The sequence below is a fragment of the Sphingopyxis sp. sgz302558 genome, assembly GCF_057220455.1.
Genome location: NZ_JBXPUZ010000002.1, coordinates 291,253 through 311,057 on the forward strand (window position 1 = coordinate 291,253; position 19,805 = coordinate 311,057).

The window sequence follows — 19,805 nt, forward strand, 5'->3', positions numbered from 1 at the left end:
TTCTTATTATGTTCTCATTAAGCTGCAATCAAGTTGCTTGATTTCTTTTCTATGCTGCGAAACGGAATGACTGTGGCGGCAAGGAGTTGGCCCCAATGAGCAAGCGCGACGATCAGGCCCCTTACTGGCGCAGCGCCATTGCCAGCCGCGCGCACGTCGTCATCGATGCTGCCGACTATTATGCAGCGATGCGCGCTGCGATGCTGAAGGCCGAACAGCGCATCATGCTCGTCGGCTGGGATTTCGACACGCGCATCCCGCTGACCTTCAAACGGCGCACGGCAGGCGATCCGCCCAAGCGGCTGGGCGAGTTCATCCTGTGGCTGGCCGAGCGGCGGCCCGAGCTGGAAATCCGCATCCTCAAATGGAATTTCGGCGCGATGAAGCTGCTCGGGCGCGGGCGCGCGATCCTTGATGTCGCGCGCTGGGCCGGGCGCAAAAATATCGATTTCAAGCTCGACAGCGCGCACCCCTTCGGGTGCAGCCATCACCAGAAAATTGTGGTGATCGATGATCAATTCGCGGTCTGCGGCGGCATCGACATGACGCAGGACCGCTGGGACACGCGCGCACATCTGGATGATGACCGCCACCGCCGCCGACCCAACGGCACGCCCTATGGCCCATGGCACGATGCCACCATGCTGGTTGAAGGTGAAGCCGCCGCCGCGCTCGCTGAGTTGGCACGCGACCGCTGGGTGGTGGCGGGCGGCGAAGCGATGAAACCCTGCGTGCCGTCGCAAACCACAGCCTGGCCCGACCATGTCGACGCCGAGTTTCGCAATGTCCTCATCGGCATCGCCCGCACCCGTGCCGCGCATCAGGAGCATGGCGCGGTCCGCGAGATTGAGCGGCTGTTTCTCGACCAGATCGCCGCGGCGAAGCATTTCATCTATGCCGAGAACCAGTATTTCGCCTCGCGCAAGATAGCCGAGGCGATTGCGCTGCGAATGGCCGAACCCGACCCGCCCGAAATCTTCATTGTCGCGCCTCAGACTGCCGATGGCTGGCTGGAGCAGAAGGCGATGGACAGCGCGCGCGTGCAATTGCTGCGTGCCATCGGCGAAAAGGACCACCGCGACCGTTTCTCCATCTATTGTCCGGTGACCAGCGGCGGCGCGCCGATATATGTTCACTCAAAGCTGATGATCGTCGATGACTGCATCCTGCGCGTGGGATCGGCCAATATGAACAATCGCTCGCTAGGGCTCGACAGCGAATGCGACCTCAGCATTAAGGCGGCCAACGATGCCGATGCCGCGACCATCGCTGCGCTGCGAATATCGCTGCTTGCCGAACATATCGGGCTGGACGCAGAAACCACGGCGAAGCGGCTGTGCCGGCTAGGTTCGATGCGCGCATTAGCAGATAGCGTGACCGCAGGACGACGATTGGTGCGTCTTGATCTCAAGGATTTGTCATCTGACGAACAGGCCCTGGCTGACAATGCCGTGCTTGACCCGGAAAAGCCCGAAGACCTGTTCGAACCCATGACCAGTTCTGGCCTGTTCAGTGCGAGCCGAGTTCTGCGCGCCCCGCGCCGAAAAAGGAAAGGCGCCAGAGCGGAGGCGCCCTAATTGCTGGACGCCCTCCGCAAAACAAGCGAGATAAACGGGCCACATTCAGGCATTGCAGGGGAGGCCGCCTTGGCGGGACGTTTTTTTGACGAATGGCAGGTCGGGGACCGGATGGAGCATGATATTCGCCGCACCGTGACGGAAACCGACAATCTGCTCTTTTCGACGATGACGCATAATCCGCAGCCGCTCCACATCGATGCCGAGGCGGCGCGCGCGAGCGAATTTGGTCAAATCCTTGTCAACGGTACTTTCACATTCTCGCTGATGGTCGGGCTGTCGGTGGGCGACACAACGCTGGGGACGCTGGTCGCGAACCTCGGCTATGACAAGCTAGTCATGCCCAAGCCCGTTTTTCTGGGCGACACGCTGCGCGCCGAGACAGAAGTGACCGAGCTGCGCGAATCCAAGTCGCGCGCCGATGCGGGTATCGTCACCTTTACCCACCGTATGTTCAATCAACGTGGCGAACTCGTGTGCCAGTGCCTGCGCAGCGCGCTGATCAAACGGCGGCCAGCGTGAGGCTGCGATCGCTGTTGTTCGTGCCGGGCGACCGGCCCGACCGGATGGACAAGGCGCGTGGCAGCGGGGCTGATGCGCTGATCCTTGATCTGGAAGATGCGGTAGCGCTGTCGGCCAAGCCGGAAGCACGCCTGGCTGTGGCTGACTTCGTTGCGCGCGAGGCTGGTGGTCCCGCGATCTTCGTCCGGCTGAACCCGCTTGATAGCGGCTTGATTGATGAAGACCTGGCGGTGCTGGCTGGCGTCACGCCGCACGGCTATGTCCTGCCCAAATCGGTCGATGGCGCATCGGTCGCTGAACTTGCCCAGCGGCTGACGGCGCTTGGCAATCGCACCAGCCGCATCCTTGCCATTGCCACCGAAGTCCCGCAGGCGATTTTTGGCCTTGGCAGTTATGGCAGCGTGTCTGACCGGCTGCTCGGTCTCAGCTGGGGCGCCGAAGATTTGCCTGCCGCCATCGGCGCTACAACATCGCGGGAGGAAGATGGCCGTTATACCCCGGTCTATGAAGTGGTGCGCACACTAGCGCTGATGGGCGCGCATGCCGCCGGGGTGCTTGCCATCGACACTGTCTATCCGGCGTTCAAGGATCTGGATGGGCTTGGTGCCTACGCTGCCCGCGCGCGGCGCGACGGGTTCAATGGGATGCTCGCGATTCACCCGGCGCAGGTCCCTGTGATCAACGCGGCCTTCACGCCCACTGCCGACGAGGTGGCACAAGCGCGCGCGGTCGTCGATCTGTTCGCGGCCGATCCTGGTGCCGGGGCATTGGCACTCGACGGCAAAATGCTTGATGCACCGCACCTTAAAGCGGCGCAGCGCATTCTCGCTCAGGGGGCATAGGCGCGCAGAAAGCGGTCGACCGCGTCGGCGATGCGCGCTTCGTCTAGCCGTGTGTTCTCCAGATTGCCAAAGCGCCATTCGACCTCGGTGAAGCCACGGATGATGCCAAACAAATGGCTGGCCGCGACATAGGGGTCGGCGCGTGCGATATGGCCGCGCTCCATCGCCTCGGCCATGGCGGCGGTCAGCATCGCACGCAGCCGGTGCGGCCCGGCTTCCAGAAACAATTCACCCATTTCGGGATAGCGTTCAATCTCGCCCGCTAGTCGCCGGTCAAAGCGCAAAATCTCCTCGCTGCTCAGAAAGCCCAGCATCGATTGGCCGAAGGCAATGAGCTCGGCGCGGAAATCATCGGACCCGCCCAGCGCGCGATCGACGGCAAAGCGCATCATTTCGCACTGGCTCGCTACCACCGCGGAGAAGAGATTCTCCTTGCCCTGATAATGGTTGTAGATGGTCACCTTGGATACTTCGGCGACCTGCGCAATGCGTTCGATCGACGCCGCCGCATAGCCGACATCGAAAAATTCCTCGCGCGCGGCCTCCAATATTGCCTGTTGCTTAGCCATATCGACGGGTCGGTGGGCTTTTTTGCTTTGCATGCAACCTGTTGCCACTCACAGCGTTATTGAACGGACGCGTTCAAATGAACGCTTGTGTTCACTAACATAGGCGCTAAATGTCGCTGCGTCGAGTCGCTCACGCCAAAAGGGTTCGCCGGGGTCATGAATTGGGTCGCCATCCGCATGCTTACCGGGGATCGGGTGAAATTCCTGGGGCTGGTGTTTGGCATTGCATTCTCGACCCTGCTCATCACCCAGCAGCTGACCCTGTTTGTCAACTTGATCTTCCGTGGCGGCGTCGCGGTACAGGAAGTGTCGACTGCGGACATTTGGGTGATGGATCCAGCATCGCGCACCGCCGATGTGATATTCCCCATGCCGATTACCGCGCTCGACCGTGTGCGTGCGGTGCCCGGTGTGGCCTTTGCCTCGCCCATGTTGCGCAGCAACGCCACCATCCGCACCCCCGACGGTGATCTGGAAGGCGTGACGGTGATTGGCGTGGACGACAGCGCGCTCATCGGCCTGCCGCGCCGCATGACCGAGGGCTCGCGCGAGCGGCTTATGGACCCCAATGCCGTGTTCATCGACGATACCGGTGCACGCAAATTATTTGGCGACAGCCCCGATGTCGTGGGCACCGAGCTGGAGCTGAATGACCAGCGCGCGATTGTGAAGGGGATTGTCGATAGCGTACCGACCTTCACTGCGCAGGTGACGCTCTACACGCGCTATTCGAATGCGCTCAATTACGTTCCAGGGACGCGAAACCGCTTGTCGTTCGTGCTGGTGCGCAGTGATGGCTCGATCAGCGCAGAACAACTGACCGCGCGGATCACGGAGCAAACCGGCCTGAAAGCGCGAACCAGCGAAGATTTTACCCGTGACGGTGTCAATTTCATCGTCGAAAACACTGGCATTCCGATCAATTTCGGCATCACCGTTATCTTGGGCGTGGTCGTCGGCGTCGCTATTGTGGGCCTGACGCTCAGCCTGTTCCTGCGCGACAATATCAAGCAGTTCGGGATGCTGAAGGCCATCGGCGTCACCAACCGTAAGATCATGGACATGGTTGCGGCGCAAAGCTTCCTTGTCATCCTCATCGGCTACGGGCTCGGTCTTGCCATGGCGACGGCCTTCATCGGGCTTGGCGCGGCCAACAACGACGCGTTCAAGGGCTTCTACATGCTCTGGGAAATTCCGCTGATTACGCTGGGGCTGGTCTTGGCCATCGTTGGCGTGACCAGCCACATCGCCATGCGCGGCGTCCTGAACACCGACCCTGCATCGGTGTTCCGATGAGCAGGGTCGCAATCTCTGTTCACAACGTCGCCAAAGACTTCCCCGTTGGCGATGGTAGCATCCGCGTGCTTCATGATGTCAGCGTCGATGTGCAGGCGGGCGAGCTCACCTATCTTGTCGGCGAATCCGGTTCGGGCAAAACGACGCTAATCTCGATCATCGCAGGCATCTTATACCCCACCGTGGGCACAGTGTCGGTGTTCGACACGCCCATCTATGATCTCAGCGACAATGAACTGGTGCGCTTTCGCCTGTCGAACATCGGCTTTATCTTCCAGCAATATAATCTGCTCCCTACGCTCACCGCCGCGCAGAACGCCGCCATCCCGCTCATTGCTGCTGGCATGCGCCGCAGCGAGGCAGAGGATGAGGCGCGCGCGCTGCTCGAACGGCTCAACATGACGGCGCAGGCAGACAAATTCCCGCGCCAACTGTCGGGTGGTCAGCAACAACGGGTCGCCATTGCGCGGGCGCTGGTGCACCAGCCGCGCTTGATCGTATGCGACGAGCCGACTGCTGCGCTCGACGCCAAATCGGGACGCCGCGTGATGGACCTGCTGCGCGAAGTCGCACTCGCTGCTGACCGCGCGGTCATTATCGTCACCCATGACAACCGTATTTTCGACCTCGCCGACCGCATCCTCGCGATGGAGGACGGCCGCATCACCCACGATGGCCGCGACGCCAGCGTGCTGCACAAACAGGAATCATAATGAAACGCCCCAGCTTCTCCCGCATGATTCTGCCTGCTCTGGCCGTTGTCGGCATCGTCGGCTCCGTCATCTACATCGCGTCGTCGCAGCCCGATCGGTCGTTGGCGACGCCCCCCGAGACTCCCGCCAGAACGCCCGAAGCGCAGCGCCAGAGCGGCAGCGTCGTCGGTACCGGTGTAGTCGAGCCATCTAGCGAAACGGTCGATATCGCCGCCCATGTATCGGGCGTGGTTGCCCGCGTGTTTGTCCGACCGGGCGATCAAGTTGCAGCGGGCCAACCGCTGCTCGAGATCGACAGCCGTACTGCGCGCGCGGCCGTAAGTGAGGCGGCGGCGCAGGCCGCCACCGCGCGCCAGAGCATCGCCGCTGCCGAGACCGCGCTAAGGGTCGCGCAAAACCAATATGCGCTCTATCAGGCGGTGGATGACGCGCGCGCCGTGTCGCAGCAAGAGGTAATCACCCGCCGCGATGCTGTGGCCAATGCCCGCGCTGAACTCGCCGTTGCGACTGCGCAAGCGCGGCAGGCCGAAGCGCAGCTAGCGCAGGCGCGCGTCGAGCTCGACCGCCATACCGTCCGCGCGCCTGCCGCGATGGAAGTGCTGCAAGTCGATACGCGCGCCGGCGAATTTGCAGGCACGCAGGGCACCGCTGCCGTGCTGATGAAGCTGGGTGCGACCAAGCCGCTACATATCCGCCTGGATATTGATGAAAACCAGATCGAGCGACTCGACATCGGCAAGGCGGCAGTGATCAGCCCGCGCGGCGACGCGCGGCGGCAGGTCACCGCGACTTTCGTGCGTGCGGAGCCGCTGATCGTTCCCAAAGTCTCGCTTACCAACAGCGCGACCGAGCGGGTCGATGTGCGCGTGCTGCAGCTGATCTTCGCACTGCCCGATGGCGAACGCGGTTTCTTTGTTGGGCAGCAGGTCGATGGCTTTGTGCCCGCAAAGGCAAAGCCATGAAGCGGGTCGCCGCTTTTGCCGCGCTGGCATTGCTTAGCGGCTGTGCGGCGGTAGGGGAGGGGCCGCAAGCCTCGTCCGTCGTGCTCCCGTCTGGCTTTGCATACGCTCCGGATCCGGCGGCGCGTGCGCCCCTCACTGCGTTGCTGCCCAACGAAGACCCCGCATTTCGCGCGCTGCTCGCGGCGATCGACGCCGACGCGCCCGACTTGCAAGTCGCGCTGGCCCGCGTGCAAGCGGCACGGGCCGCCCTGCGCGCCGCAGGCGCCGAGCGTGCGCCCAATATCAACGCGTCGGGCAGCGCCAGTCGTGACCGTTCGACGCGCAACAATGTCATCGACTTCCCTGGCTTCGATACGACAACCAGCAACTTTAGCCTGGCCATCGATGCCAGCTGGGATCTCGACCTGTTCGGGCGGCTTCGCGCGACGCAGCGGGCAGCGGCATTGCGGCTCAATGCCGCCGAAGCGGATGCCCGCGCAGTGCGGCTGGCACTGGTAAGCGACATTGCGCGCGCCGCAGTGGACTATCGCACGGCTCAGGCGCGGCTGGATATCGTGACTCAGGACCTCGCCGACGCTGACGCGCTGGTGGCGCTGACTGAAGCACGTGCGCGCGCCGGGTTGGTCCCCGCCCTTGACCTCGTCCGCGCTGAAGGGCTCGAGGCTGCCGCACTTGCACAGCGTGGCCCCGCTGAAGCGGATCTGGCCAATGCGCTCGGCCGTTTGGTGACGCTGACCGCGCGCAGCGGGACAGAGGTGGCCGCCGCTTTCGCTGCTTCCCCTGAGCCCGCCGGCTTGCATCCGCTACCTCAGACCGGACTGCCGTCCGACCTGCTGCGCCAACGGCCCGATATTGTCGCCGCCGAAGCGCGCCTAGCCGCCGCCAATCAGGAAATCGCTGCCGCTGCCGCCGCGCGCTTTCCCCAAATCAGCATCAACGCTGCGCTGGGCCTCGCCGCGCTGGCGTTCGGCGATTTGTTCAGCAGCGACAGCCTGACCGCTTCGCTAGGAGGCAACATTGCAGCACCGCTGCTCGATTTCGGGCGCATCGGCGCGCAGATTGACGCGCGTGAAGCCGACGCTGCGGAAGCCTTTGCATTGTATCGCCAGACCGTCTTTGCGGCCATCGGCGAAGGCGAAACCGCGCTCGGCAGCCTGGCGGCGCAGCGCGGCCGCGTGGCTGCACTCGAGGCGCAGCAGCGCATCGAGGCCGACGCGTTGGCGCTGTCAATGCAGCGCTATCGCATGGGCCTCAGTGACTTCCTCGGCGTCATCGATGCGCAGCGCCAACTCAACACCACCCGCCAGTCGCTCGCCAGCGCCCGCGGCGCGGCGAAGCAGGCGGAGATCGCCGTTTATCGCGGCTTTGGGGGGTAAGCACCCGATCATCCCATATTCGTCGTCCTGAACTTGTTTCAGGACAACGGACTGCTGGTTGTTGTCCTGAAACAAGTTCAGGACGACGACCGATATTTCAAACGCGCTCGATGATTATCGCCGGGGCCATTCCGCCCGCAGCGCACATCGTCACCAAGCCGCGCTTTAGGTCGCGGCGCTCGAGCTCGTCCAGGATCGTCCCGATCAGGATTGACCCCGTCGCGCCGATGGGGTGACCCAGCGCGCAGGCACCGCCATTGACATTCACCTTGTCGCGGTCGAGCCGCAGGTCGCGGATGAATTTTTCCGCCACTACAGCAAACGCCTCGTTGATTTCCCACAGGTCGATATCGTCGGGGGTGAGGCCCGCGCGCGCCAGCACCTTTTTCGCTGCGGGCACCGGGGCGTTCAACATCAGCGTCGGGCAATCGCCTTCATTTGCAAAAGCGACGACCCGTGCGCGCGGCTTCAGGCCGTTCTTTTCGGCATAATCCTTCGACGCCAGCAACACCGCCGCTGCGCCATCGACCACCCCCGAGCTATTGCCTGCGTGATGCACGCCGGTCCAGTTGAGGTCGGGATATTTCATCTGGATGAGCTTGCGGAAGGTCATGCCACCGAGATCATAATCGGCGATGGCGTCAAAGCTGGCCTTGAGCCCGGCCAGCCCTTCGAGGGTGGTTTCGGGACGCGGAAATTCCTCATGGTCGAGCGCAACACTGCCGTCATCGTTCAGCACCGGCACCAGCGATTTGGCAAAGCGCCCTTCGGCAATCGCGCGCGCAGCCTTTTGCTGGCTGTCGTAACCTAGCGCGTCGACATCGGCGCGGCTGATCCCTTCCTTGGCCGCAATCGCATCGCCGCACACGCCCTGGTGCGATTGCGGGTGCTTCATCATCAGGCGCATGTTGCCCGACCCGATGCCCATCGGCTTGATGCCCTTTTCGGCCTCTTCGGCGGCCATGATCTGGGTATAGCTCATCATCTCGGTGCCGCCGGCGACAACCAGATCCTCCATCCCCGACATGATGGTTGCGGCGGCGAGGTTGACCGAAGTGATGCCGCCGCCACAGAAACGGTCGAGCGTCATGCCCGAGGCGCGAATGTCATAGCCCGCGTCCAGCGCCGCCATGCGGCCGAGGTCGCCGCCTTGCTTGCCCTTTTGCGTGCTGGTCGACCAGATGACGTCGTTCACGTCAGCGGTGTTGAGGTCGTTGCGCTCCCTGATCGCCTTCAACACCGTGGCGGCGAGGTGCTGCGGGTGGAAATGCGACAGCGCGCCCTTGCCCGGCTTGCCAATCCCCCGCGGGGTGCGGGCGGCGTCGATGATATAGGCTTCGGGCATGGGTTCTCTCCGTTTCAGTTGTTGATTGCAACTTGGCGGGGAGCGTGGCGTATTTCAAGCCGCCAGCGTCAAATCACCCATTCGATATTCTGAAGCGTCGGATCGGCGCGCAGCCGGTCGGCGCGCTTGGTCACCATTTGCGCGTTCAGCCGCCGGATCGCATCGCTGCCCGTGGTGGTGAAGGCAAAGGGAAACAGGCCGTGGAGGAAACAGGCGATGCCGCCCACAATCATCGTCACGCCAAAGCTGCCCGCGGTGTGGAGATGCTCGAAATAGCTCTCGCCGACATGGCTCGGGTGGTCGGTGAAGGGGTTGGGCATCTTCTTTATCCTCGCGCATATCGATGGTTTGAGGTTTAGGGCGGGAAAGGGCGAAAGTCATTGCTTTTTTCGTCCCCATAAAGGCAATATAATAGAATTATCTTCTCTCTAGTCCGGCGTATGAAGAATGAATATCCTCGATAACGTCGACCGCCGTATCCTCGCTCTGCTGCAAAGCGATGCCACATTGTCCATCGCCGACGTCGCCGAGCGCGTCGGATTGTCGCAAACGCCGTGCTGGAAGCGCATCAAGCGGTTGGAGGCTGACGGCATCATCACCAACCGCGTCGCGCTGCTCGACCGAGCCAAGCTGGGCGTCGGCACCACCGTGTTCGTGTCAGTGCGCACCAGCCAGCATGACGAGGACTGGCTGGTGCAATTTGCGCAGGCCATCCGCGCCATTCCCGAAGTCACCGAATTCTACCGCATGAGCGGTGACGTCGATTACCTTCTGAAAATCGTCTGCCGCGACATCGCCGATTATGACCGCATCTACAAAGAGATGATCCGCGCGGCGCGGCTTTCCGATGTGAGCAGCTCGTTCGCAATGGAGCAGATCAAGTACACGACCGAGGTGCCGTTGTGAGCGCGTTTAGCGCGCTTTGCGCATGGCGTGGCAATAAGCTTTGCGTTTTTTCCAAGTGCACTGGATCCGGCTGCGGCCCGCATCACGTTCGGGTCAACTAACGCCGGGGTGGTGCTGAAACAATCGCAAGAATAAGCGTTTCTACGTAGGACGGAACGCCATTTCGGCTAACCTAGACCGCTTACCATATTCCGATGGTTGCTGTCTCATCTGCCGGGACTTCTCAAAATGACGCTTGCCAGCGTGACTATGGCCGGGCGCCGATTGCCATGCCCGCCAGTTTGGAAATGCCGATGGGCTCCATTTCCTGCACCATATGCGATGTCTCGCTTGGAGGTGCCAAGATCAAAATTGATCACGCGGTTCCGGTCGGCGAATCCTTGTGGCTGGCGCTAGGCAAGGTGCGGGTCTTTGCGACTGTCCAATGGGCCCGGGGCAAGCAGATTGGCGTCAAGTTCGAGGAGAAGCTACCCAAGGCGTTGGTGTTGAGCCTGCGCGGCGAGACAGTCGATCCCAAAGCGCTGGAGGACGCCGAAGCTGCATTAGCGGCGCAAGAATGGGAGGGGGGTGGCGTTGGCACCCGGTCCAAAGACGTACGGATTGCCGATGTTCTTGGCACCTGGAACCCGGGATCGATCGCATCCAGCCAATCGGGCCGTGCCGGACGTCGCCGGTCGGGCAAAGGTGCATCCGGCGCAGGACTGTCGCTGCTCGTGTACGCCGGGCTAGTGGGTGCACTGGTCGGCGTTGGCAGCTATTTTTTGATGTAACGCGACTGCTTCCAGCTGGAGGGTCCTTTTCCGCATCCCCCCACTGGCGCACCCGCGCCGCCTTGGTTACATGGGCCGCCACCAACGAATCGCGACCAGAAAGTGGCACCCCAATGGAAATCCGTACCGGCCTGACCTTTGACGATGTGCTGCTGGTGCCGCAGGAAAGCGAAATCCTGCCCAGCCAAGCGGTGCTGACGACGCAGGTGTCGCGCGGCATTTCGCTCAATATCCCCATCCTATCATCGGCGATGGATACGGTGACCGAGGCCGACATGGCCATTTTCATGGCGCAAGTTGGCGGCATTGGCGTGCTCCACCGCAATCTGGATATCGCGGTGCAGGCTGCGCAAGTGCGGCAGGTCAAACGCTTTGAAAGCGGGATGATCGTCAACCCGATCACCATCGGTCCCGATGCGCCGTTGTCCGAGGCGACCGCGCTGATGGCGCAGCATAATATCTCGGGCATCCCGGTGGTCGAAAACGGGGGGCGGTTGGTGGGCATTTTGACGCACCGGGACGTGCGTTTTGCCGACAATCCGGGCCAGCCGGTGCGCGAGATCATGACCGCTGACAATCTGGCGACGGTCCGCCCCGGCGTCAGTCAGGATGAGGCGCGGCGGTTGCTGCATCAGCGCCGGATCGAGAAGCTGTTGGTGGTCGATGACAGTTTCCACTGCCTCGGCCTCATCACCGTCAAGGATATGGAAAAGGCGGTTACCTATCCCGACGCCACGAAGGATGAGGCCGGGCGCTTGCGCGTTGCAGCGGCCACGACAACCGGCGACGCCGGAATTGAACGGACCGAGGCGCTGATCGCGGCCGAATGCGACCTGATCGTCGTCGACACCGCGCATGGGCACAGCAAGATGGTCGCCGCCACCGTGTCGCGGATCAAAGCGATGGCCCCTAATGTGCAGGTGCTGGCGGGAAATGTTGCGACCGGGGATGCCACGCGCGCACTGATTGATGCGGGCGCGGATGGGGTGAAGGTCGGCATCGGCCCCGGCTCCATTTGCACCACGCGCGTTGTCGCGGGCGTGGGGGTGCCGCAACTGACCGCCATCATGGACAGCGTCTCCGTCGCGGCCAAGGCCGGCGTGCCAGTGATTGGCGACGGCGGCCTGCGCACGTCTGGCGACGTGGCCAAGGCGCTTGCGGCGGGCGCGTCGTGCGTGATGGTGGGGTCGCTGCTGGCGGGCACGGCCGAGGCACCGGGCGAAACCTTCCTCTATCAGGGACGCACCTATAAAAGCTATCGCGGCATGGGCAGCGTCGGCGCGATGGCGCGCGGCAGCGCGGACCGCTATTTTCAGCAGGATATCAAGGACCAGATGAAGCTGGTGCCTGAAGGCATTGAAGGGCAGGTGCCGTTCAAGGGACCCGCCAAAGATGTGATCCACCAGCTGGTTGGCGGGGTCAAAGCCGCGATGGGCTATACCGGCAGCCGCACCTTGCCTGACCTGGTGCAGCGCGCCCAATTTGTTCGCATCACCAATGCGGGCCTGCGCGAAAGCCATGTGCATGATGTGACCATCACACGGGAAGCTCCCAATTATCCGGTAGGTTGAGCGGGGATGACCCCCGCCGCGCGCGTCCAGACCGCCATCGAAATCCTGGACCAGATTGCCGCCGCCGCGCGCGAGGGCGGGGCGCCCGCTGACGCCATTTTTGCCGAGGCGATGCGCGCGCGGCGTTATGCAGGGTCGAAGGACCGGCGCGCGGTGCGCGAGCTGGTCTATGCCGCGATCCGCGCGGTGCGGTCGGCGCCGGAGAGTGGGCGGGCAGCGATGGTCGCGCTGGCAGATGGTGATGCGCAGTTGGCGGCGCTGTTCGACGGCGCACCCTATGCGCCCGCGCCGATTGCTCCCGACGAACCGCGCGCGCAGCCGGGCCTGGCTTCGCCCGCTCTGATCGATTTGTTCGACCCGCTGGTCGGAGCTGACGAGCATGGCGCGATGCTGGCGCGTGCGCCGCTTGATTTGCGGGCCAACCGCGCGCGGATTGACCGCGCCGCACTGGCGACGATGCTGGGAGCTGGCGAGCCGATTGCTGGAACGCCCGTTGGCCTGCGTCTGCCGGCCGAATTCGCTGCCGTCCAGCATCCGGCCTTCGCTGAAGGCCTGTTCGAGGTGCAGGACGCCGCCAGCCAAGTTGCCGCAGAAGCGCTTGGTGCAGCGAACGGCATGACGATTATCGATTTGTGCGCCGGAGCGGGCGGCAAGACGCTGGCACTCGCCGCAGCTGCACCCGGCGCACGGATTATCGCTTGCGATATCAACCGCGCGCGGTTGCAGCAGCTTGCCCCGCGCGCCGAGCGAGCCGGGGTCAGCAACATTGAAACGCGCTTGCTCAATCCGGGGCAGGAAAGCGCAATGCTGGCGGATCTGCTGGGCGCTGCCGACGCGGTCATCGTCGACGCTCCCTGTTCGGGAAGTGGTACATGGCGGCGCAGCCCTGAATTGCGTTGGCGGTTAACCCCGCAGCGACTCGCACGCCACCGCGCCGAGCAGGCGGCGCTGCTGACGCTGGGCGCGGCGTTGGTGCGGGCGGGCGGTGTGCTAATCTATGCCACCTGTTCGGTGCTCGCGGGCGAGGGGCGCGATCAGATCAGCGCTTTCCTTGCTGCGCAAAATGGGGCGTGGAGCGCCGATTTCGGCGCCTTGCCAGTGGGAATTGGTCGCCGCGCTGGCGATGGATTGCTGCTGACCCCGCACCATGACGGCACCGACGGATTCTATCTCGCCCGCCTGCAAAGGGCGTGATAGCATCGCCCGAAATGAAAAATTGGGAGCATGCGATGCGGGTAAGCGCTTTGGCCCTGGTGGCCGGTCTGGTTCTGGCAAGCCATGCGGCGCCGACGGGGGCGATGCGCGCCGACAATGCGATTGAACCACTGTCGCTGCACCTCGCCGCATCGGCGACCGAGGCACAAGCGCGGGGCGATCTGGATGCCGCAACGGACTATTTCGAAAGCGCGCTGGCAGTCGATCCGCGCAACCGCGCCGCCTTTCTGGGCCTCGCCCAGATTGCTCGCACGCAGGGCCTGCCCGGCAAGGCCATCGGTTTCTATCGCGAAGCCCTGCTGATCGAGCCGCGCGATGTGGCTGCGTTGGCCGGGCAAGGCGAGGCGATGGTCGAAAAGGGCGCAATTGAACTCGCCCGGCAAAAGCTGGCCGACGCGCGCAAATTCTGCCGCGACAAATGTCCGCAAGTGGCCGGGCTGGAAGCCGCCATCGCCAAAGGCGAAGCGCGCCGCACGATGAGCGCCGAAGCCGTGATGCCGCGACCGGTGGTGACGGGCAGCGATGACGGGTCGCGCAATTAGGCACATGATTTCGTTGTGCTGAGCTTGGTTCAGCACAACGGGCCACGGTGGCTTGTTATCCCGAAACAAGTTCGGGATGACGAAAGATGGGTTAGGCGCTCAACACCCTTTCAATGGCAACCCATTCAGCGACGCTGAGCGTTTCCGCGCGGCGCGCGCTGTCGATGCCGAGCGACGCAAGCGCGTCCAATGCCCCCGGCATTCCCTTCAAACTCTGTCGCAGCATCTTGCGGCGCTGGCCGAACCCTTCGGCGGTCAGCCGCGACAGGATGCGCGCATCGACACCAGCGGGCGCCTCGGCCGGCGTAATGTGCACAACCGCTGACATAACCTTGGGCGGCGGGGTGAAAGCGGAACGATGCACTTTCATCGCGAGCTTGGCATGGGTCCGCCACTGCGCCAGCACCGCGAGGCGGCCATAAGCCGATGTGTTCGGTGCCGCCACGATGCGCTCCGCCACCTCCAGCTGGAACATCAGCGTCAGCGACAACCAATGCGGCGGCCAACCGTCCGGTTCCAGCCAGCGGGTGAACAGGGCGGTACCGACATTATAGGGTAGGTTGGCGACGATGTGGAATGGCACGCGGCCGACCGCTTCGTGCGGGTCGATGGCCAGCGCATCGCCTTCGATGACGTGCAATTGCCCGGGCCGCCGTTCGGCGACTTCCGCGAGCAGCGGCAGCGCGCGGGCATCGCGCTCGACCGCTGTTACCTTGGCGCCCGCGCGCAGCAGGGCGCGGGTCAGCCCCCCGGGGCCGGGCCCTACCTCGAACACCGCCGCGCCGTCGAGCGGCCCGGGCACCGCGACGATGCGGTCGAGCAATTGTTCGTCGAACAGGAAATTCTGTCCCAGTGCCTTCGATGCCACGAGCCCATGGCGTGCCATTTGTTCGCGGATGGGCGGTAGGTCTGCTTCAGCCATCGGCCACGCGGCGCGCGGCTACCATGGCCGCTGCCTGCAAAATGGCCGCAATCGTCGGCCCCGGATCTGCCACGCCGGTGCCAGCGATACCAAACGCGGTGCCATGGTCGGGCGAGGTGCGGATGATCGGCAGTCCCAGCGTCAGATTGACGCCGTCATGGAAATGCAGGGCCTTGAACGGCGCGAGCGCCTGATCATGATAGGTGCACAGCAGCGCGTCATATTGGCTGCGGATATGCGGCGCGAACAAAGCGTCCGCCGCTAGCGGGCCCGATATGTCGATCCCTTCATCGCGCAGCAGCGCCACGGCGGGCGCAATCACGCTTTGGTCTTCGCCGCCCAGCTGCCCGCCTTCGCCGGCATGCGGATTGAGCCCGGCGATGGCGAGGCGCGGCGCGGCGATACCGAAATCACGGGCCAGCCCCCGCGCGGTGACCCGCGCCTTGTTTATGATCAGCTCGGCAGTGAGCGCATCCGGCACCGCGTTCAGCGGAATATGCACCGTCAGCGGCACCACGCGCAGCGACGGCCCGGCCAGCATCATCACGGCATTTTCGGCCGTAATGCCGCAACGTTCGGCAATAAATTCGGTCTGGCCGGGGTGGGTGTAACCGATGCCGTGCAGTTCGCGCTTGGACACCGGCCCGGTAACCAGCGCTGACGCCGCCTGCTGACGCACAAACCCGATCCCGCACTCCAGCGCATGGAGCGCGCACAGCGCGCCGCGCGGGGAAGGGTGGCCGGGTTGCGGCGGTCCACTATCCTCGACCTGCCAGACGGGCAGTGCGCGGGCGAAGGCGCCGGTTACGCCTTCGATGCTGTTGACGCGCTCGACCGGGCCAGACCACACCTGTTCGACGGCGGCCGCGTCGCCAAGCGCGAAAAAGGCAGGCAGCGCGTAGTCTTCGCGCTGTTCCCAGGCACGCGCGGTGACCTCGGGGCCGACCCCGGCGGGGTCACCCAGCGTAACGGCAATGGGGGCGGCTATCGTCATGCCGCTCTAACTATACTCGATGACGGCATCCCGGCGCAGGTCGCGCAGATAGCGCTGGGCGCGCTTGTTGATCTTTTCCTCCAGCATGCGTTCCTCGATTTCAGCGAGGTTTGGCGTCAGATCGACGTTGGGCATGTCGCGCCCGCACAGCACCAACACGCTGATACCCTCGGTCGGCGAACCAAAGGGCTGGGTTGTCTGGCCGATTTGCAGATTCATCAGCGTCGGCTGGAGCTGGTTGGGCAGCGAGCGCATGGGAATATTGTCCCGCGCAACGACGGTAGCGCCCAATTGTGCCGCGACCGCATCGGCCTGACCGCAGCCGGCAATCGCCTGCGTCTGTTCGGCAAAGCGGCCGGCCAGTTCAGAGGCCTGCGCCTGGCTGGTCCCGGGTGCAAATTCCAGCGACAATTGCTTGAGGCTGAGCGTCGCATCGCGCGGGTCGGCCATCATCACCTGCCGTCGGTCGATCATCAACAGGATGGAAAAACCGCCGGGCACTTCAATCGGTCCCACCAGCTGGCCGGGCTGCATCTGCTGCGCGGCATTGGCCATTGACGGTGGCAATTGCCCGGCGCGCACCCAGCCCAGATCACCACCGACGACGGCGGTCGATGCCTCAGAAAATTGCCGCGCATAGGCAGGGAAAGACCCGCCGCGTTGCAGCGCATCGACGATTCGCTGGGCGTTTTCGACCACCGCCGCGGCAGTTTCCGGGGTGGCAGACAGATAGATTTCGCCAAGCTGGAACTCTTCGGTGCCCTTGGCATCCATCATCCGCTTGGCCACATCCTCAACCTCGTCGGTCGACACATTGGTTTGTGATCGCACGTTGCGAGACAGCAGCCGGTCCCAGGCAAATTCGCCGCGGATCTGTTGCTTGATCGCCGCAGCCGAGCTGCCCTGCGATGCCAGATATTTGCTAAACTGGTCGGGCGTCTGACGGAAATTGGCGGCGATGCGCGCAAATTGCTGATCGATAATCGCTTCGTCAATGGTGATATCGTTCGCGATTGCTTCCTGAATCTGCAACTTTTCGTCGATCAGATTCTGAAAAATCTGTTGCCGCAAACGCTGCAGTTCCTCGGGTGAAATTTCCATGTTGCGGTTGGCGAGCTTTACCAGGGCAAGCCGCTGGTCGATATCGGTGCCAGTGATAATCTCACCATTCACGGTCGCCGATGGCCGGTAAACGTTGCTGGGCGCGTTGCCATAGAGCTGAACATTGCCGGGAATGTTGAGCGCGGCTTCGGGCACGCTGGTGTCACTAACGGTTTGGGCCGCTGCCGCTCCGGCCGCCGCAATGGCGGCAATGCTGGCGGCGAACTTGGTCAATCTGGTCATTTGGGTCCTTCATCCCCGGGGGTCGGGAGGCTCCGTATCAGCCCACCGGCCCGCTGGTCCAGTGTAAAGCGATTGGCAGCCCCTAGCAGTGGGCGGCTGAACGGTGGCTGACGATTGTCAAAAACCGAGGTTGCGGAAACCCACCCGGAACAGGAAGCTGTTGCCGCGCCGCGCATCGCCGGTGTCCTCATAGTCACGGCGCCATGTTACCGCCAGCGAGAGATAGGCATCGTCATAAGCGATGCCCAACCGGTGGCGCACTGGTTCGAATCCGTCGGAGCTGTTGAGCGGGTCTTCGGCGCGGTCCGTTAGATCGACGATTGCCGAACCGAATATCGACCAATTGTTGGCAAAGCCGATACGCCCCCCCACGCGCACTTCTTCGCGGTCTTGCAAGTCTTCGGCCAGATCGGTGATGTCGCGGTTGAGGCGCAGATAGCCGATCACGGCATAAGTTTTGCGCGTACCGACCGTGGCATCGAATTCGTTGCGCCGCACCGCCAGATTATCCTTGTCCAGGCGGAACCGGTGGGTCAGCCGGATGGTATCGCGCCAGGCAAAGGTGGTGCGCCCGACAATGTCCGACGTGCGCGCGGTCAGCCCGGTACCGTCCGGGAACAGCGAAGGTTTGTCCGACAAGCGATAGCTTTGCCCAACCACGCTGTTGATCGCCATGCCCGGCCGCGAGAAGGACCAGTCCAGACCATAGGTGATACGCGCGCCATCTTCGAACCGGTCATAACCGGGGAAACGGTTCAGCGCGAACAGATTGCTGTCTTCCAGATCGAAGGCGCGGCTGTCTTCGTTGGGGATGTCAAGATTGCGGATCGGCGGCGTTGCCACCAGCTGGACGCGCGGTACCAGTTGCTGGGTGCCGCCAAAAATCTCGCCGATAAATGGCCAGCGCACGTCGATGGCGGCGGCGGCAATGGCGCGCGTTTGCCACCCCGATTCGCCGCGATAGCCGGGAACGGCGGTGAGCAAATTTTCGCTGCTGTGATACACATCGCCGCGCGCCAGCCCGGTAATGGTCACTTCCTGACCCAGCCCGGTCAGCCGCCGCAGGTCCCAGCGCACCCCCGCAAAGGCGCGCTGCGTGTCCTGGCCCGCAGTGCGTGCAACGGCCAGGCTGTTCAATTGCAATTCGAACTGCCCGCCCAGCCAGGGGTCGGTCAAGCGCTGTCGAAAATCGATCACCGGAACGGCGACCGGTTGCAACCCCTGGCGGTCGTTAACGCGCAGCGTCTGCACCGCCCAGCCAGCGACCGACAAATAGCTCGACCCGCCGATCCGCTCAGCCTCGAACATGGACCGCAGCCGGTCGTCGCGGCTGATGTCATACCGGCGCATGAAGGTGCGGTCGGTGGTTATGCGGCCTGAAAATTTGACGCTCCACAGGGGGTCGAGCTGAAATTTTCCAACCGTTTCCAGATAGCCGCGAAAGCGGTCGCGCGCCGTTCCCGGAATGGCGGCGACGGGCAACACCGAACTATAAGTGGCATAACCATTTATGCGATAGGCGCCGACATTGGTAAGGGCGCGATACTCCGCCTCGAACAAAGGTGCGGCATCGGTGTAAACGTGCGGGGTAACGGTGACGTCGCGATTGTCGTCAATTTTCAGATAATAAGGAACGGCCAGCTCGAATCCGTTGACACGGTCGATGCGGATTTGCGGGACCAGCACGCCGCTGCCCGAACGATCGCTGGCCTGGTGGCTGAGCCCGGGCAGAGGGATGAGCGGCAGCCCAAACAATTCGATGCGCGCGCCCTTATAGCGCACGCGATCTTTGACACGGTTGTAATAGACCCGGACCGCGCGGATCTGCCAGGTTGGGTTGTATACCTCGCCCGGCACAACCGGGTAGGGCGTATAGGCCCCTTGTTCGAGCGCGATGTCGCCGTTGGCAAAGCGTTCGCCGCGCTGTGCCGCCAGCCGCGCGCCGCTGTCGAGAACGACAAGCAGATTTTCAATCACCCCGTCGCGCAGGCTGTCGGTCAATTCGACGCGGTCGCCATAGGCGGTGTCGCCTTCGGGGTTGGTGATGCGGATGTTACCCTCGGCGAACACCTTGCCGGTCTTGCGGTCCCAATTGACGCGGTCGGCGCGCATTTCAATGGCGTCGCGGCGCAGCACGACATTGCCGCTGGCATCGACCACGTCGGTTTCATCGTCGTAGTTGATGGCGTCAGCGGAAAAGTTGATGACCTCTTCCTGCGCTTCGACGGAAGCCGATGCAGCGGTGTCCTGCGCTGCAACCGTGAGGGGGCAAGCGGTCAGCAGGGTAACTGCAAAAAGGGGAACGGCGCGGTTCAATTCTTTCGCTCTTTCCCACTTCG

At 63.3% G+C, this 19,805-nt stretch carries 19 protein-coding genes; 12 read left to right on the plus strand and 7 right to left on the minus strand.

Annotated elements, in window-relative coordinates; all coding sequences use genetic code 11:
- Window positions 1-95 precede the first annotated feature (95 nt).
- From AC2TC0_RS06740 to AC2TC0_RS06750, 3 genes are all read left to right on the plus strand, one after another.
- Window positions 96-1,577, plus strand: a complete 1,482-nt coding sequence (locus tag AC2TC0_RS06740) for a phospholipase D-like domain-containing protein (protein WP_484716746.1) — start codon at window positions 96-98, stop codon at window positions 1,575-1,577.
- 69 nt (window positions 1,578-1,646) lie between these two features.
- Window positions 1,647-2,099 carry a MaoC family dehydratase gene (locus AC2TC0_RS06745; protein WP_484716747.1) on the plus strand — a complete coding sequence of 151 codons (453 nt, stop codon included), beginning with the start codon at window positions 1,647-1,649 and terminating at the stop codon, window positions 2,097-2,099.
- Complete coding sequence (locus AC2TC0_RS06750; RefSeq protein ID WP_484716748.1) at window positions 2,096-2,941, plus strand: HpcH/HpaI aldolase/citrate lyase family protein; 846 nt, start codon at window positions 2,096-2,098, stop codon at window positions 2,939-2,941. The genes AC2TC0_RS06745 and AC2TC0_RS06750 overlap by 4 nt, the downstream gene beginning before the upstream one ends.
- Here AC2TC0_RS06750 and AC2TC0_RS06755 read toward each other — a convergent pair.
- Complete coding sequence (locus tag AC2TC0_RS06755) at window positions 2,929-3,510, minus strand: TetR/AcrR family transcriptional regulator (protein ID WP_484716749.1); 582 nt, start codon at window positions 3,508-3,510, stop codon at window positions 2,929-2,931. The genes AC2TC0_RS06750 and AC2TC0_RS06755 overlap by 13 nt on opposite strands.
- Before the next feature lie 156 nt (window positions 3,511-3,666).
- Here AC2TC0_RS06755 and AC2TC0_RS06760 point away from each other — a divergent pair, with 156 nt between their 5' ends.
- The 4 genes from AC2TC0_RS06760 to AC2TC0_RS06775 are packed head-to-tail and all read left to right on the plus strand — an operon-like array spanning window position 3,667 to window position 7,857.
- Window positions 3,667-4,806 carry an ABC transporter permease gene (locus AC2TC0_RS06760; protein ID WP_484716750.1) on the plus strand — a complete coding sequence of 380 codons (1,140 nt, stop codon included), beginning with the start codon at window positions 3,667-3,669 and terminating at the stop codon, window positions 4,804-4,806.
- Window positions 4,803-5,519, plus strand: a complete 717-nt coding sequence (locus tag AC2TC0_RS06765) for an ABC transporter ATP-binding protein (protein ID WP_484716751.1) — start codon at window positions 4,803-4,805, stop codon at window positions 5,517-5,519. The genes AC2TC0_RS06760 and AC2TC0_RS06765 overlap by 4 nt, the downstream gene beginning before the upstream one ends.
- The gene (locus tag AC2TC0_RS06770; RefSeq protein ID WP_484716752.1) at window positions 5,519-6,481 is read left to right on the plus strand and encodes an efflux RND transporter periplasmic adaptor subunit; all 963 of its coding nucleotides are present in this window, start codon (window positions 5,519-5,521) and stop codon (window positions 6,479-6,481) included. Before AC2TC0_RS06765 ends, AC2TC0_RS06770 begins: the two co-directional genes overlap by 1 nt.
- Window positions 6,478-7,857 (plus strand): efflux transporter outer membrane subunit, encoded by a 1,380-nt coding sequence (locus AC2TC0_RS06775; RefSeq protein WP_484716753.1) that lies wholly within the window; start codon window positions 6,478-6,480, stop codon window positions 7,855-7,857. The genes AC2TC0_RS06770 and AC2TC0_RS06775 overlap by 4 nt, the downstream gene beginning before the upstream one ends.
- Window positions 7,858-7,954: 97 nt before the next feature.
- Here AC2TC0_RS06775 and AC2TC0_RS06780 read toward each other — a convergent pair whose 3' ends face one another.
- A complete protein-coding gene (locus AC2TC0_RS06780; RefSeq protein WP_484716754.1) occupies window positions 7,955-9,202 on the minus strand; it encodes an acetyl-CoA C-acetyltransferase in 1,248 nt (415 codons plus the stop codon).
- A gap of 68 nt (window positions 9,203-9,270) precedes the next feature.
- A complete protein-coding gene (locus tag AC2TC0_RS06785) occupies window positions 9,271-9,522 on the minus strand; it encodes a DUF6356 family protein (protein ID WP_484716755.1) in 252 nt (83 codons plus the stop codon).
- A 127-nt stretch (window positions 9,523-9,649) separates the two neighbouring features.
- Between AC2TC0_RS06785 and AC2TC0_RS06790 the strand changes: the two genes are divergently transcribed.
- The 5 genes from AC2TC0_RS06790 (at window position 9,650) to AC2TC0_RS06810 (ending at window position 14,206) form a co-directional block, all read left to right on the plus strand.
- Window positions 9,650-10,108 carry an Lrp/AsnC family transcriptional regulator gene (locus AC2TC0_RS06790; protein WP_484716756.1) on the plus strand — a complete coding sequence of 153 codons (459 nt, stop codon included), beginning with the start codon at window positions 9,650-9,652 and terminating at the stop codon, window positions 10,106-10,108.
- A gap of 194 nt (window positions 10,109-10,302) precedes the next feature.
- Window positions 10,303-10,878, plus strand: coding sequence for a PilZ domain-containing protein (locus AC2TC0_RS06795; RefSeq protein ID WP_484716757.1), 576 nt, complete (start codon window positions 10,303-10,305; stop codon window positions 10,876-10,878).
- A gap of 113 nt (window positions 10,879-10,991) precedes the next feature.
- The gene (guaB, locus tag AC2TC0_RS06800; RefSeq protein ID WP_484716758.1) at window positions 10,992-12,449 is read left to right on the plus strand and encodes an IMP dehydrogenase; all 1,458 of its coding nucleotides are present in this window, start codon (window positions 10,992-10,994) and stop codon (window positions 12,447-12,449) included.
- A 6-nt stretch (window positions 12,450-12,455) separates the two neighbouring features.
- On the plus strand, window positions 12,456-13,643 hold the full coding sequence (locus tag AC2TC0_RS06805; RefSeq protein WP_484716759.1) for an SAM-dependent methyltransferase: 1,188 nt from the start codon (window positions 12,456-12,458) through the stop codon (window positions 13,641-13,643).
- Between the two features lie 59 nt (window positions 13,644-13,702).
- Window positions 13,703-14,206 (plus strand): tetratricopeptide repeat protein, encoded by a 504-nt coding sequence (locus AC2TC0_RS06810; protein ID WP_484716760.1) that lies wholly within the window; start codon window positions 13,703-13,705, stop codon window positions 14,204-14,206.
- 91 nt (window positions 14,207-14,297) lie between these two features.
- Here the strand turns inward: AC2TC0_RS06810 and rsmA are convergent, their stop codons facing one another.
- From rsmA to AC2TC0_RS06830, 4 genes are all read right to left on the minus strand, one after another.
- On the minus strand, window positions 14,298-15,128 hold the full coding sequence (gene rsmA, locus AC2TC0_RS06815) for a 16S rRNA (adenine(1518)-N(6)/adenine(1519)-N(6))-dimethyltransferase RsmA (protein WP_484716761.1): 831 nt from the start codon (window positions 15,126-15,128) through the stop codon (window positions 14,298-14,300).
- Window positions 15,121-16,122, minus strand: coding sequence for a 4-hydroxythreonine-4-phosphate dehydrogenase PdxA (gene pdxA, locus AC2TC0_RS06820; RefSeq protein WP_484716762.1), 1,002 nt, complete (start codon window positions 16,120-16,122; stop codon window positions 15,121-15,123). Before pdxA ends, rsmA begins: the two co-directional genes overlap by 8 nt.
- A gap of 6 nt (window positions 16,123-16,128) precedes the next feature.
- The gene (locus AC2TC0_RS06825) at window positions 16,129-17,466 is read right to left on the minus strand and encodes a peptidylprolyl isomerase (protein WP_484716763.1); all 1,338 of its coding nucleotides are present in this window, start codon (window positions 17,464-17,466) and stop codon (window positions 16,129-16,131) included.
- Window positions 17,467-17,583: 117 nt separating this feature from the next.
- Window positions 17,584-19,782, minus strand: coding sequence for an LPS-assembly protein LptD (locus AC2TC0_RS06830; protein ID WP_484716764.1), 2,199 nt, complete (start codon window positions 19,780-19,782; stop codon window positions 17,584-17,586).
- Window positions 19,783-19,805 lie beyond the last annotated feature (23 nt).